This window comes from Niveibacterium microcysteis (genome assembly GCF_017161445.1).
GTDB lineage: Bacteria > Pseudomonadota > Gammaproteobacteria > Burkholderiales > Rhodocyclaceae > Niveibacterium > Niveibacterium microcysteis.
Genome location: NZ_CP071060.1, coordinates 4,332,270 through 4,346,909 on the forward strand (window position 1 = coordinate 4,332,270; position 14,640 = coordinate 4,346,909).

Annotated in this window: 15 protein-coding genes; 2 read left to right on the forward strand and 13 right to left on the reverse strand. The window is 56.6% G+C overall.

What is annotated here, in order from left to right; genetic code table 11:
* Positions 1–120: 120 nt before the first annotated feature.
* Both JY500_RS19600 and JY500_RS19605 read left to right on the forward strand, forming a co-directional pair.
* Entirely contained in the window at positions 121–1,173 is a 1,053-nt protein-coding gene (locus JY500_RS19600; RefSeq protein WP_206254279.1) for an AraC family transcriptional regulator, read from the forward strand.
* 1,868 nt (positions 1,174–3,041) lie between these two features.
* Positions 3,042–3,596, forward strand: coding sequence for a hypothetical protein (locus JY500_RS19605; protein ID WP_206254280.1), 555 nt, complete (start codon positions 3,042–3,044; stop codon positions 3,594–3,596).
* A gap of 502 nt (positions 3,597–4,098) precedes the next feature.
* Here JY500_RS19605 and JY500_RS19610 read toward each other — a convergent pair.
* The 13 genes from JY500_RS19610 to JY500_RS19670 form a co-directional block, all read right to left on the reverse strand.
* Positions 4,099–4,359: a hypothetical protein gene (locus JY500_RS19610; protein WP_206254281.1), complete on the reverse strand. Its 261-nt coding sequence runs from the start codon at positions 4,357–4,359 to the stop codon at positions 4,099–4,101.
* A 219-nt stretch (positions 4,360–4,578) separates the two neighbouring features.
* The gene (locus tag JY500_RS19615; RefSeq protein WP_206254282.1) at positions 4,579–5,319 is read right to left on the reverse strand and encodes a hypothetical protein; all 741 of its coding nucleotides are present in this window, start codon (positions 5,317–5,319) and stop codon (positions 4,579–4,581) included.
* A 1,232-nt stretch (positions 5,320–6,551) separates the two neighbouring features.
* Entirely contained in the window at positions 6,552–7,001 is a 450-nt protein-coding gene (locus tag JY500_RS19620; RefSeq protein WP_206254283.1) for a hypothetical protein, read from the reverse strand.
* Between the two features lie 106 nt (positions 7,002–7,107).
* Positions 7,108–7,638, reverse strand: a complete 531-nt coding sequence (locus JY500_RS19625; protein WP_206254284.1) for a hypothetical protein — start codon at positions 7,636–7,638, stop codon at positions 7,108–7,110.
* A gap of 86 nt (positions 7,639–7,724) precedes the next feature.
* Positions 7,725–8,165 (reverse strand): Imm50 family immunity protein, encoded by a 441-nt coding sequence (locus JY500_RS19630; protein WP_206254285.1) that lies wholly within the window; start codon positions 8,163–8,165, stop codon positions 7,725–7,727.
* An 88-nt stretch (positions 8,166–8,253) separates the two neighbouring features.
* Positions 8,254–8,814, reverse strand: a complete 561-nt coding sequence (locus tag JY500_RS19635) for a hypothetical protein (RefSeq protein WP_206254286.1) — start codon at positions 8,812–8,814, stop codon at positions 8,254–8,256.
* Between the two features lie 92 nt (positions 8,815–8,906).
* On the reverse strand, positions 8,907–9,218 hold the full coding sequence (locus tag JY500_RS19640; RefSeq protein WP_206254287.1) for an SMI1/KNR4 family protein: 312 nt from the start codon (positions 9,216–9,218) through the stop codon (positions 8,907–8,909).
* Positions 9,219–9,328: 110 nt separating this feature from the next.
* Positions 9,329–9,838: a T6SS immunity protein Tdi1 domain-containing protein gene (locus tag JY500_RS19645; protein ID WP_206254288.1), complete on the reverse strand. Its 510-nt coding sequence runs from the start codon at positions 9,836–9,838 to the stop codon at positions 9,329–9,331.
* Positions 9,839–9,939: 101 nt separating this feature from the next.
* On the reverse strand, positions 9,940–10,287 hold the full coding sequence (locus JY500_RS19650) for a DUF2489 domain-containing protein (RefSeq protein WP_206254289.1): 348 nt from the start codon (positions 10,285–10,287) through the stop codon (positions 9,940–9,942).
* A gap of 1,100 nt (positions 10,288–11,387) precedes the next feature.
* On the reverse strand, positions 11,388–11,648 hold the full coding sequence (locus JY500_RS19655) for a hypothetical protein (RefSeq protein ID WP_206254290.1): 261 nt from the start codon (positions 11,646–11,648) through the stop codon (positions 11,388–11,390).
* A gap of 929 nt (positions 11,649–12,577) precedes the next feature.
* Positions 12,578–12,841 (reverse strand): hypothetical protein, encoded by a 264-nt coding sequence (locus JY500_RS19660; RefSeq protein ID WP_206254291.1) that lies wholly within the window; start codon positions 12,839–12,841, stop codon positions 12,578–12,580.
* 103 nt (positions 12,842–12,944) lie between these two features.
* Positions 12,945–13,370: a DUF695 domain-containing protein gene (locus JY500_RS19665; protein WP_206254292.1), complete on the reverse strand. Its 426-nt coding sequence runs from the start codon at positions 13,368–13,370 to the stop codon at positions 12,945–12,947.
* A 704-nt stretch (positions 13,371–14,074) separates the two neighbouring features.
* A complete protein-coding gene (locus JY500_RS19670; protein WP_206254293.1) occupies positions 14,075–14,344 on the reverse strand; it encodes a hypothetical protein in 270 nt (89 codons plus the stop codon).
* Positions 14,345–14,640 lie beyond the last annotated feature (296 nt).

Below are 14,640 nucleotides of genomic sequence, written 5' to 3' on the forward strand. Positions count from 1 at the left end.
TGGGCGCTACGCGTTACATTGCGACCACAATGCGCGCGGCAAGCACGGAGCACGCGCCCGCAACGCGGTGGTGGGTTCGGCCCAAGCAGTCGTGTCCGGGCATCGGCAAAGGGAGCACGGATGGACGAGTTGGACAATTCCGAAAAGCAACTGTCCCCCCGCGAGGGGCAGTTACGCGTCAGCATCATTGCTTATCTGCCAGGGGCTTTGCGTGGGCTCTGCATCGACCCCGAACCACTGCTCGCCGCGCGATCCCTAACGGAGGCGGACCTGCGTGATCAGGATCGATACTTGGACTACGCCACCGTTGGTTGGCTATTAAACCGAGGCGCGCAAATCTCGGGGCGCCCCGATCTCCCGCTCCTCGTCGCGGCACAAGGGGGAACGCGCGATCTCGGCGCAGTGGGACGTCTGATGCGGGCCGCACCGGATGTTCGATCTGCACTGCGAAGTCTGGTCGACTCGATGCATGTTCACGATACGGGCGCCGTTGTGGCGCTGGCCATCGAAGGCGAGCTCGTATACCTGTCCTACGGCGTTTACGTACCCGATTGCCCCGGCTGTGAACACTTGAACGCCGGGGCGATCCTCATGGCCTACAGGCTACTCAAAGAGATCTGTGGCCCGCGATGGAGGCCTCTTGACATCCGGCTGCCATGCCGTCGTCCGGATCGGCCTCACTTGTTTAGTCAGCACTTCGGCTCTGCAAATATTCGCTATCAATCGGAAATCTCGGCCGTCGTATTTTCAAAAGCTTGGCTGGACTATCCGAACGCCTTGGCAGATCAGGGGCAAGCACGCGCGAACGTACCGGCGCCGAATGAAGCACTGACGTCCGCCCCCATCGACCTGCGGCACTTCGCCCGGCGACAACTCAGAACGATGATCCTGACCCACGACACGCCGTGCCAGGCCTCACTGGCCAACGCCCTCGGCGTCCATGAACGGACCTTGAACCGAATCTTCCAACGCTACGCCACCACGTTTCGGAAGGAGCTGAGTGCTGCGCGTAGGGAAGTGGCGTCCCAACTCCTGCGCGATACTGACCTCACCGCCGGACAGATCGCCGCGTACCTTGGCTATTCCGACTGCAGCGCCTTTGGGCGCGCCTTCACGAAAGCGTGCGGCGTCTCGCCAGATGTATGGCGCCACCGGAAAGTCCGTTCCGCATAACCCTATTGAATATGACCATTCGGCATGTAGAAGTACGCACGACAGTAGGGCGCGGCGCGAGAACAACATATCCGAATAGATGGAACAAGAGCGAACTTGCAAACCGCAAGGCCTGATCGGATTCTGGCGGCGCGACCGTTCCGATTTGCATGTTGCCGTGAATGAGCCACTCGGACGATGGCAACGAAATCGTCGCAAGACTCCACCACGGCGTTCGCTCTCAGAAAATAGCAGGACAACCGCCAGAATGTTTGCTTCGCAGCTGCCATTTCTGGCAGCTGCTTACGGACAGCTTTCGCCAGAGATAAATCGCGCCTGTCGTCAGGCTCAGGTTCCGCATCCAACCTGAACGGACCAATCGGCATTCGACCTCAAAGGACTGCTCTTGGCCGGATGCGCTATGAGCGCATCACGCTCGTTAGCTGACGTTCGCGATCAGTTCCCCTCGGAGCCCAGCGACCGCTAAGGCCGATCAGCTGTCCGGCAGGTTCGAACCACCTCAAACATTCCGCTGGCCGTTTCGCCGCACGGACGCCCAAGCGGACCGCCAACAGTCGGTCAACTCGAATGTGGCGTTAGAGGTCCGTCGCGAGCAGATCGCGACGGACTTTATTTCGCGCCGACAGACTTTATTCACTCAACACACATGTTCCTGATAATTAGAGTCGAAAACTAACGTCACGATTTGACGCGGTTCTCCACGCACTCGAAACAAATCGCCGCCCCCACAAAGTCGAAAACTAAGCCCCATGCGCCCTCCGGCAACGCGATTTCCAGCTGAAGCGCAAGAATCCACCGTCAGTACCGCGCCAGCAGGCTAACGAATGACGATGACGCTGTAGGTCTTGGCCGGAGGGAGCAAGTCGACCGCCGCCCCCTCTCCCGGCTGACCGTGTCCCGCGTCGTAACGGTAAACGAGGTACTTCCGGTCCGTCTCGAGTCCTGCGTTCGGGATGATGACCAAACTGTCGTCTTTGGACGTGTAGAGCCACCGTGGCAGCGCCTTCTCCGCGAAGTAGATCCGTTCCTCTGCATGCGAAATGGGGTCTTTCGCAGGGCGATGCCTTTCAGATACGGCGGACTGTAGTTGAGCGCAAACACCATCGTCTTATCCACGCACTTCGCGAGTACGACGTCACCCACGAATTCGGTGTCTGGCATGTCCTGGAACGCAGGTGTCGTCTTACCGTCGATCTAGAGGAACAGTGACTTACCGTCCTGCCCGTGTGACTGGGCGAGAAAAACGGCCCTCGTCCCATCAGCCAGCCGTGCGTTGCACAAAAACACTCAGGCGCGCCGGCAAGTCGTGCTGCGTGCCCCCTTGGGGGTGCCCGAACAAGATCGACGCCGTGGTCGAAGCCAGGGGATAGCCCCATTGCCGATGGGTCCGGCTCACAAGACTGAAGGAGGATTCATCCGGAAGCCAGGACGGTAGGGGGTTACTCCCGAGATGTAAGGTCTTGCTGCCGTCCATGCCTGTGACCCGCCGTGGTCGCGCTCAATAGACTCAATGCCGAACAGACGAGAAATGTAGGCGCGCCGGCCGCGCTCCCGAAAGAGGCCGTTACGCAGCGGTTGCCCTCGTTCGACTGGCAGAACACTTGGGGCTGCGCTCGTTCAAAACCTGTCATAGCGGACGGGGTCGAAAGGTGCCGCCGACACCTGCATTGAATGGCCGGTTTGCGGTGATCAACTGACCGTAGCGAGCAGGCATATCGTGGAGCACTCAATTGCAGCGCAGTGCCGTGGCGTCATCCAAGTGCTCGCCCGACGTCGAATAAAGAGCCACGTCAAGGTAGGACGTCGACTGTTGTGGGACGCTGCTTCGTGCCATTTGTGCATTACCCAACCAGGAAGGAACCTCTCAAATGCAAGCCATGAAGGCCCTCGGTCTGGCGCTCGGAATTCTGTGCATGAGTACGAGCTCCCATGCAGGAACAGGTGCACTCAACCCGTTTGTTACCTTCAACTCGGAGTTGATGGCCGCTGGTGTGAACGCAGCTTTGTACGCCACCCTAAAGAAGGGCGAGTCTCCACAGACTGTTGCGTGCGCGGTGCCTCTGACACCAAACGTGCTGTATCCACACGTACTCAAAGCCATCACCGCGGGGATTCCGGCGGACGACCTCGCCGAGCTCAACAAGTTCTTTGCCACGCCGACCGGCGAGCTCTTTGCCAAGATGCTCATCACCTACGGGTATCACAAGTATGGGCTGCCCTCGCCCTACGGCGAGCCCGTGCAAAACGATGAGCAGATCGCGGAGACCAAGCAGTTTCAAGCAAAGTACATGGACGCCATGAAGCGGGCCATGAGTGTTTCTAGTGCCGTCTCCACAACTGACGCTGTTGCTGACGTCAAGAAGACTTTTGACTCGTGCAAGGCTTCGACGACTACGGCAGCATCGACGACTGGATCTCACTGACCGCCGCCCGTTGGCAGTCTTCGGCTAGATGGATCAGCGGGGCTGCCCTTCGTCAAATTGCCAGAGGGTGTGACTGCGCTCGAGTGCGCACTCTGTGAGCGACTCCTCGGGCGCATGCTGGCGCCGCCGGGAGCCTATCGAAGCGGCGTGACGCCAAACTCGCGCAGGCAGCGAGCATAGGCGGCATAGGATGAGCCGGCCACGCCAAAACACTGCAGACTCGTGTTGAATCGCCCCGAATTCCTTGGACGCATTCTTGCTGCACCCTGAGGCATGCGAGGAAATCACGGGGGTGGCGCGGTCATGAACGACGGCTTCGGCGGGCAGGCTTAAGACAGTCTTGACTCGTTCGAACGACCGTCCATGGCCGGAAAGAAGGCGACGGGACGAGCAGCGCCGATGACCGCGAGCGGCCATAAGCGGTCCGACACCAGTACGACGTCCAGCTCCCCGTACCTCCTAAACCGGACCGTGACACGTCTAGAACCGCGCAATCAGCGAATCAACCTTCGCGCTGTGAAATACCTCTGAACGTATCGATGCCCTGATCGAGCTTCTCTTTGAGCGACGCACTGAGTGCTTCCGCCGAAATCAGCCCCAATGCGACAGCTCGGGCTACAGCAATAGCGGGGCTCAAACTCGTGTATCGCCCGTAGAGCTCACGAGCAGCTCCATTGTGAAACTCATGGATGCGTTGGACCAGGTCAAACGAACTCATTCCCTGATTTGCCCACAAGCCGAACTGCGCATGAAGCACCGACAAGCAGACTCGGAGTTCGGCATCCCACGCCTCGTCCGCAAGTCAGCGGAGCAGTTTGGTCTCGGATCTCGTGAACTCGTTGGGCATCAAGGCGCCCTCAACATCTGAACTTACCGGGCTGCGCAGCTTTTCGCGCAGGTCCGCTTGGATGAAGGGTTTGGCACCAGCGCGCTCGGCTGAAAGACGGTGCCCTGCGGCCCCAAAGATCCGCGCCTTCCCGACTCAAGCATCGATACTGATCTCTGCATTCAACCTACCGGACATGACAATGCCACACATTAGTGTCTTGAACTGTTCGATGTTCGCTGAAGGCGGATGAGGATCGGACAGCACGGAAGCCAGCCCGAACAACTTCGTGTAAAGCGCGGCCTGCTGTGGCCCGATGTTGCCGCCGAATGCCAGCATTTGGATGATCTGGCTGGATGTCAGTTGCTTCTGATCAGGCGAGGCTCCCCAACGCCGCACGAGAGGCTCCGATAGTTCAAATATCTTCGGCCTCATTCTGTCTACAGGGCGGCCGTCGATCTCAAGATCCGACAGAAACCGGAACAACAGCGACAGATTCGGATCTTTCATGTCGCCCGGTAGCCGTGACAGGAGCCATTCCTCGGACTCCCTCCGGATCGGATAGTTGATCTTGGCGATGCAGCCGAAGGGGCGATCGACGATGTTGGCTCGGCAAGGTGGGCAGTGGCCACGGTATTGACCGATAGGCTGCGCCAGTGCCACGAGTTGTCCGACCGTCATCGGCACCTGCTCAGTGGTTCCATCGGGCCGCGTCTGGCTTGCACGCACTTGGTATTTGCCAAGAATGGTTTCCATAGGCACGGCCGGGTTGGATTTTCGGATTTCTGCAACCGCGAATTCGGCTAGGCTCATGTAGCCGACGAGGGCGACGAGCTTTGCCTCCGGTACGTTCTTCCGTACTTCGCAGGGAAACTGGAGTACGTAGTCAAGTGCCATAGAGTGTCCTTAAGGGGGATTCAGAGTTAGTCGTGTTCATGGTGGTGCCCAACGTTGGACGTGAGGGGCCGCCTTGGCGGCGAAGCCGCGAAGGGAACCTGCAAGCGCGGCTTGCAGGCGGTCCCGCTCGACGGAATTGTTAGAAGCGCGATTCACCTTTGTTGGTACTTCTTGCATCGACTCATGAACTTTCGTACGAAGCTTTCGTACCTTAGGTCGACTTCGCCGTCCTCATTCTCGAAGGTTGTATTGAAGATCTCTGCAGGTAGATCTCTAGAGCAACCTTTAATGCATTTGTAAGACGGATAAGGTCTTTCTTTCTTTGATGGCACCATCTTGTACTCCGTGCCTTTCAATGCGAAGCACGAGTCAGAATCTTGACTACAAGTTAGAGACTGCCCACTTTCGCGACATAACCCGTAACACTTTGGTGTGGATTCGAACACGTTCCATGAGTCACCTGCTCTTTTTCGGATTGGGCTGCTATCTTCATACGCAAATTGATCGGACAAATCTGTCGAAATCTCTCCGCGGATGCAACTATCGATGTCGTAGTATTCGTAGGACGAATTACCCGCAAACAAATGGTGTGAAGCCAAAGCGACAAATATGGCGAATAGGATGCGCATGGGATGCTTCCAACGTTGGACGTAACGGGCGCCGGAGCGCAGCGGAGGAAACCAAACTGCGCAGCAGTTTGGCGTCCCGTTGACGGACTGGTTAGGCCGAGGCCCAGTCACTGACGATGCGGTCATAGATTGGTTCAAGGAGTCCGAGCTTGTCGTTGCACGAGAAGTAGCAAATGGACAGCGCGTTGTATTGACCAGGGTAGCGAGCCACTTGGCGCATAAGGTGCGCAGCCTTGGCAACCGGCAGATGCTTGCCTTGAATATGGCTCTCGATGACTGGCTGCAATGAATGGAGTAACGGATGTTTGAAGCGTTTTAGAAGATGACCAAGGATCTTTCGTGCGCACTCTTCGGAGGGTTTGGCGCCGCGAGGCGGGCGACAGAGCTCATGAATGACCATAAATGCTGAGTTGGCAGACAGGGAGCAGGCTCGGGCCACTACACGCCGCCATTGAACTGGACGGCCATACGGAAAATTGCAGTCAATGCTCCGGATGAACGCTGATTCGCTCATGCTTGGCCTAACGTTGGACGTAACGGGCGCCGGAGCGCAGCGGAGGGAACCAAACTGCGCAGCAGTTTGGCGTCCCGTTGACGGACTTGTTAGGCGCTTTGCACCGCAAGACAAACCGCCCGAACAAGCTCTTCTGGACCCCGGATGGAGAGTCCAACGTAGGTTTCCGACGTGACGACAAGGTCACCGGTCGGAAGAATGACATCGTAGCGCGTGAGTTCCTGCGACCCCCCAACGCCAAAGGAGCCCTCGGACATTCGACCGCCTTCTGTGTGCACCCAGCGGCGAAGGCGCTCCATTAGTGCTGTGTCGAATTCAGGCCCAAGGACGACCTCGACACCGTCGGACGCCTTAAGGTGCGAGTGGTAGTTCTCGATCCCCTGCAAAAGAACATGATCTTCGATGTAAAACAGCTCGGAACATGGTTCCTTCGGCTGCGCGGCAATAACGAGCAACTGTCCAAGCCGTAGGTCCGGTTTCCTTTCCCACGCTTGGCGAAGAGCATCTAGCACCGCAGTGATTCGCTTCCGGTCACGCATGACTGCGCCTAACGTTGGACGTAACGGGCGCCGGAGCGCAGCGGAGGGAACCAAAATGCGCAGCATTTTGGCGTCCCGTTGACGAACTTGTTAGGCATGGCTGCGCTCACCGAATGAAACCGTCCGACGCTCGCCATGCCTCGTAAAACGCTTCCCCGTCTTCAATCACGAAACCGAATTTCTTGAAAGAGGCCTCAGAAAGCCGTACGGCAACCTTGGTGCATTTGATGTGACGAATAGGTTGTTCGCCATCGAACACGACGACCCCGGCCTCTTCAAATGCGTTGGCCATTCTTGTTCCAGTCTCTGAAAGAACGTCGTCGCCGTAGTTCGAGTAGGTGTAGTACCTAAAGCCGCCGCGCTCAAACGTGACGTAGCTCGAGAAACCTGGACCATAGCTGTACGAACCACGAAAAGTGGTGTCGATCGATGCGTTTTGATCGGGGTGGCTGAGTTCAACCTTCTTCGTTGTTCCGAACCGGTACCGAGTACTTGTTCCACCCGACGAGCAAATAGAGACCATTTTTGCTCTCGCTGCACATGAAAAGACGACGCTCTCGTTCGGTGCGCAAAGCGAGGCCGCATGGCAAGGCATTGCGATAGCAAGCAAGAAAAATCGGCGGCGTGGCAGTCTCATTGGCCTAACGTTGGACGTAACGGGCGCCGGAGCGCAGCGGAGGGAACCAAAATGCCCAGCATTTTGGCGTCCCGTTGACGGACTGGTTAGGCCGGCGCATTCGGTAGCACCTTGATGGACTCGACCTCAACGGCCGCGCAATAGAAGCCGCCACCAAACCCCCAAATTGGCTCAATAAAAACCTCTAGTTCGGCTGGCGCGCCAGCTTGAGCGCTCGAAACCCGAATGGAGTCGATAACGTTCTGATTATTGAACTCGGAGAGATCAAGGTTCAGCGCCGCTGGTGCGTGGAAGGCGAATGTGATGACTGCGCTCTTCAGCAACGATTGCCGGTAGTCCGCGGTTCCGTCGCCAAGTGTTTCATACGTTCGGACGTGTACCGCCATGCGCGCGATACATGAACCCGCTTGAACCGGCAAGGCGCGTTCGAGCGCAAAAGAAACGACTTCGGCGTCGTGGAACGAAGGCCATAACCCGAACTCGGCAATGACGCGCGATGCGCCGGAAATGTGGGCGGGCGTACTCACATAAGGCCTAACGTTGAAAGTAACCGGCACCGAAGCGCAGCGGAGGGAACCCAACTGCGCAGCAGTGGGTGTCCGGTTGACTGCACTGTTAGGCAAGAGGTACCTCATGCGTGCATATGTACTGACCAGCAACTGAAACCATTGCTTGGGCTCCGCGCGCGTTTGCGTATTGCGCAAGCACGCTGCGCCCTTTCCTTCCGGCGGGTGAATTCCTTGGCTGAAGGATGCGAAAGAAAGCCGCTGTGGGTTCGAAGTTCGCGGGAAAGGCCTTAATTTGAACAATGTTGCCATTAACGGGAGGTTCCGGGCGGGAGACTTGAGAGCCTTCCGGAACTTCGCACGAAGCAATGATGTGAGGAATGAAATAGTTCCCATGGCCTTCGATTTCTACCGGCAGGAACTCTAGTTCCTCGAACCCAGACAGCCTTTCACGAACACCCTGTGAGACTGCAAATGCGTTCGGATTGAAAAGCACCGCTGTAGGGGCACGACCAGCCCGATGCAGTTTTAGCTTGGGTGTCTTCCAGTCATGAACCAGTGAGACAGGGCAACGAAGCCGTTCGTCGTTCCAAACGCATTTTTCATCATCGAACCACTCGGCGGAAAAGTCGGGGCCGATGGAAACTGGCTTCAATTCGTAGACCGCCATCAATGTTTGCCTAACGTTGGACGTAACGGGCGCCGGAGCGCAGCGGAGGGAACCAAACTGCGAGGCAGTTTGGCGTCCCGTTGACGGACTTGTTAGAGCGCATTTCGGAGCATGCCCTCAAATGCGCTCCATGATGAAGCCACAGGTGAAGCCGCGGCCGGCCCCATGCCGACAAACGGCAGGCACACTATCGCACCGTTGGGGGCAAGGGCGAACATTTCACCTCCGCCACTTGTAGCAAAGCCGAAATAGCCCGGTGCGTATTCCGACACCTCGTACTCCTGGTTGTATTGCTCCAACTCTTCCGGCGGCCAGAACTCGCAAAGAAACGGATTGGCATCGAGCTCACAAACCAGTGGCTTTCCTGAAGCGTAGTACGCGATTAGTTCGGGGCTAGGTGCCATTGGTGTTGCGCTCTAACGTTGGACGTAACGGGCACCGAGGCGCAGTCGAGGGAACCCAAATGCGCAGCAGTTTGGCGTCCCGTTGACGGACTTGTTAGACGCGGCCCACGTCACCAGAACCTCCAGCGTGGCTTTTTCTTTGGTTTGTCCACAATTGTAATGTTGCTGATTGGCGTTCCTGGCGGGAGCGCACTCACTTGGCGAGCAATCTGGCCATTGAGAGAGTAGTGAACTTCAATATCGCACGCTTCAATGTTGTCCAATGAATACTCACCGCCAAGGAGCGGAGGCTTAATAAAGCTGTAGATCTGACGAGGCTTAAGGACGAGCCCTTTCATTCTCAAGTCCCCCACCAGCTGAACGCAGAGGTACTGGCCAACAAACTCTCGATCTGACAGTAAAGACTGAAACTCTTTGGCGGATTGGGCAACCAAACCAGACTTGCCCGCCGCAACGTCTAGCATGTGAATCGTTCCGTCTTCGGTGTCTTGCACGAATGCGTCACCGGCGGCTGCAAGGAGGATTGGTAACTTTCGATTGCCGATCAGCCACACCCAATCTTCGAGAACGGTTTCTCGCCTGAGGTGTTTGAAGTTTACGGTGAGGTCGTCGAGGGTCATTAGCAATAGCGTCTAACGTTGGACGTAACGGGCGCCGGAGCGCAGCGGAGGGAACCAAAATGCGCAGCATTTTGGCGTCCCGTTGACGGAAGGGTTGGGCGTCATGCGCTTCCAAACCTTCCCACGATGTCTTGGCAAGCCTCGGTTGCAAAGGGTTTGGCCCAGGCTTCAATCCGCTCGAACTCAGGCTGGAGTTTCTTCAGTGCCTCTGGTGACCAACGGTTCTGAATATGGTGCGGCGGAAGATGGTCCGACTCTGATGCGATCGCAACGAACGCCATTAGGTCTGAGTCCCCTTCGGGAACACCAACGCTTTGACGGAGGCGAGTGATTTGAATTGCCGCCTCAAAGAACGAGAGTTCTTCGGCAAGCACTGCACGGCACAGGGAGACGAGTTGTCGCCGTGCGTGCTCTTGCGAGTCGTTGAGTGCAGCGCGATCGGGTTTCATGACGCCCAACGTTGAAAGTAACCGGCACCGGAGCGCAGCGAAGGGAACCAAAATGCGCAGCATTTTGGCGTCCCGTTGACGGACTTGTTAGGTGCGGCGCTACTTTGCATTGAGGTTTGCGCGGCCGCTGGAGCGCCGGTAGTAAGACATGGCCCATATAAGCGCTGCGCCAAGCCAGACTGCGGCAACTGGGCGAATGAATGGCCCGAGCGGGCTGCCCATGGCGCGAGCGAGCACAACCGTGACCGCAGTGACGGGAATGCTATGTGCCACGACTTGCCAGAGGGAGAGCGTGCCGAGCGCCTGAGAGACAGCCACTAAGACGGCGGAGATGATTCCCAGGTAAGCAACCTCGGGAAGCCACCGTGGAAGCTCAACCATTGGCCCAGCGAAATAAAGGAAAGCGCAGACGAGGCCAAGGCAGAAAGAGCAAGCAATTCGCGCGGGAAGCGATCGAAGCATTAAGCACCTAACGTCGGACGTAACGGGCGCCGGAGCGCAGCGGAGGGAACCAAACTGCGCAGCAGTTTGGCGTCCCGTTGACGGAAGTGTTAGGCGTCGGTGAGTTCAAGTAAACATCGCCTCGCCACGCCTCCACAACGTGTTCGAATTTGACTACGCCCCGATGTTCAAACGGCGCGGGCTTTCTGTTGAAGCTAACGCAAAACGCGCGGCCGTTGACGGCGGAAAGAACTGCGTGAAGCGGCTCGTTTGCACTGACGGTCGCCGCTGTGATCCTGACGAGCGGTAACGTTTCGCGCTTGTGGGCAAAGAGAGGAAGCGTTTTAGCGTCGCGGGATTCGCAGTAGAAATTGAGGGCACGACCGTCGACCTCGCGCTGCACCAAGTTGTAGGCGTTGAATTGTGCTTCAACCACGACGCGCAAGGAGCCTGGGAGGGCTGCAACTAAGGCGTGTAGAACCGCAATCTCCAGTGGGGAAAGCGTAGAGCCTCTGCCGATGATGCGCGATAGCCGGGACCCAAATTGGCTCTTCATTGCGGATTTCGACGCCTAACGTGGAAGTGAGGGGCAGCCGGAGTGCGAAGCACGAAGGGAACCAACAAGCGCAGCTTGTTGGCTGTCCCGCTCGACTGCAGTGTTAGGCAAGGTTTTCGTCATTGCTGTGAGCTGCCGTGTTGGGCCTACGCTGCAGCTTAAGAACTAGGCTTCGAAAAACTTTGGCGCCGCCAAGAAACCATATCGCGGCAGGCCAGATGCCTATTGCCGCAATATAAGCCAATAAGTCAAATTCAAAGCCGGCCGACGTGCCTGGCAAATAGCAATCGCCCTGTGGTGGGCAGCCGATCTCTATGTACAGGCGTTTGGTGACACGATAGATGGCAACCGGAAAATAGCTCATGCCTAGCCACCAAAAGATTCTAATCAAGGCTACAACGGTATTCATTTTCGGCCTAACGTTGAAAGTAACCGGCACCGGAGCGCCAGCGGAGGGAACCCAAACTGCGAAGCAGTTTGGGTGTCCGGTTGACTGATCTGTTAGGTATCGCAGCCATCGGTTGCTTTCGAGCGTTCATTTTTTCGGGGCTCCCCGAGCAGAAAGACATTTTCTCGGTATTTGAACCAGCGCCATGTTCCCCACCCGCCATACAAAGACGCAAGGGGAAACAACACAAGCTTCCACCAGTGAGGCTCGCTGAGGCTCAGAAAGAACAAAACGCCTGAGCCGACGCACAAGAGTGGCGCAAATGCATAAGGTGGCAACCATTTTCCCCAAGGAAGAAGCCCAAGCATTATTGTTCGTCTCCGAGTGGAATTCAGATACCTAACGTGGAAGTAACCGGCACCGGAGCGCCAGCGAAGGGAACCAAACTGCGCAGCAGTTTGGTGTCCGGTTGACTGCAGGGTTAGGCGGCGGTTTGCGTTGCATCACTGATGGTTAGGGCGGCGGATTGAGATGCACAGACTGATGAGAAGCCAGTGCAAGCCTAAAGTGTCTAGGGCAGAGATAGCCAAGCAATCAAGCGCCAATGATAGGTGCTCTGACCAGAGCGGGATAGCTGAGCCCCAAAGCAGCACGGACCCAAACAACGGAAGACCAGAAACCTGCCTGTAAGACCCCGCCGGATTCAAATAGCGATGCGCGAGTGGCCTTATGAACGACAGGTAGAAGTTGAGTGACGAGATGATTGTGCCTAGCAGTGCTGCGCAAATGACGATCGGATTCATTAGGGCACCACTCCAGCCGCCTAACGTTGAAAGTAACCGGCACCGAGGCGCAGCCGAGGGGACCAAAATGCGCAGCATTTTGGTGTCCGGTTGACTGACCTGTTAGGTGGCGGGGTTAAGGAGTTTCTGGGCGGCATCAACGTAGTTAAAACCCAAATGTTCGTGGTGCTTCGATTGGTAGCAACGAAGTCGGCCGATGAATTCCTCGCTGCTCCACTGCCCCCAGCCATACATTTCCAACGGCAAATTGTGAAACGCATAGGCCAGATCGTGCGCTTGCTCGCCTTCGAGATAGCGAAGCTCTACGAACGCGTTGTGCATTAACTCGCACAAGCCTTTCCTTTGCTGTTCAGAAGGAAGGGGCATAGACACCTAACGTTGAAAGTAACCGGCACCGGAGCGCAGCGACGGGAACCAAACTGCGCTGCAGTTTGGGGTCCGGTTGACTGCCATGTTGGGCGTCTGCCGCCTATTCGATGGTTTCATTGAGCACCTGTTTCACGACTCTCCAGTCTGGATCTGCCCTGGCAGAGACGCTAACTGAGATTGGTGGTTGGGCATCGAAGAACCTTCTAACTGAATCGCGAATCGGATCGGCGCTCGCGATGTAGTAATAGATTGTCCGGCCGCCGTCGCCCGTACGTGTCATTGCATGAATCCCATTTTGTCCGACTATCTTTCCGAGCTCAGCGTAGAGCGTTCTGGCGTAAATCAATTCAGCCTCGATAGGTAGGCCATTGGGCAAGGATCTGTAGCCCCAGCGGACCTCCAAGAGAACTGGAAAGCGGGCTCGCACGGCCGATTCTGGAAGCCTTCGCACGACTCTAACTATCTCGGGGTTGTTAGGCCCAAGCCTTTCTAGTATCTGCCAACCTCCTTCGGCTTTGGATGTCATGCTTGAGCCCAGCAATAGGATGGCTAATAGAATTCGACAAAACAAGCGCTTGCCACTCCACGTCTTACATCGATAGGTGTCGCGAATGATGACGCCCAACGTTGAAAGTAACCGGCACCGGAGCGCAGCGGAGGGAACCAAACTGCCCAGCAGTTTGGTGTCCGGTTGACTGAAGTGTTAGGCGTCGCTCGGGTGCCCATAGCCAACCCACCGGCCCCCACTGGAATTTACTCGCACGACCCTAAAATGAGAGCTGTTACACCATTGGACTATACGCTCAACGGCCACCGCTTCCGTCCCTTCCGGCCCAAGTTTGCATAGTTTCGAGCGCAATTCGATCATGATATCGGCTTGGACTGGATGCAGCTCAGTTGGGAATTGAGTACCAAGCACAAGCAATGGCCCGAGAAAGCGACGTATGCCATTGGAGTACCGACTGGTATCTACGCGAATTGCCACGTCGTAGCCGGACCCCGGTGATGAGATGCGCAACACTTGGATGTCATTCGTATCGCCAAACCGCGCCAACTGTTTGAATTCTTCTGCACCACTTTGCAATGACCATTCAAACAGTCTTCCTGCTGTGAGCAAATGAGGCACGCTTGACGCCTAACGTTGAAAGTAACCGGCACCGGAGCGCCAGCGAAGGGAACCCAAACTGCGCAGCAGTTTGGGTGTCCGGTTGACTGACCTGTTAGGCGCGTTTATCGCCACTGATATGCCGCCCCGTTTGCGATTTGGCGAACTGCCTTCGCGTAAAGCCACGGATATTGTTTTGAAATCGCGATGGCCGTATTGGCGCAAGCTTCTACGAACGTGCCGCTAATCCAAATTTCCGGTTCGCAAGCGGTCGCCCACACAGACTGAAACAGCAAAAGCTCTTCACCGAAGCCCGCGAGCTTAGTTTCAACGGACGCTTCAAATGACCATGGCTCGGACCACCTATCAAAGCGTTCGATTTCAGCGTTGATCATTGAAAAATCGGTCACGACAAGCGCCTAACGTTGGACGTAACGGGCGCCGGAGCGCAGCGGAGGGAACCAAACTGCGCAGCAGTTTGGCGTCCCGTTGACGGACTGGTTAGGCGTGTTCGCATAGGGCCGACCAGCCGAGGCTACTGACATGATGCGACTTGCGTTTGTTCAACTGTGCCAACGTATTTTGATTCATCACCACAGTTTGAGCGGAGCTGAAACGTATATGCCAACCACAAACCACCAAGAAAAACCAGAATTGCTAGTGCGAAACGAAACCCGTATTGACGAGGTAG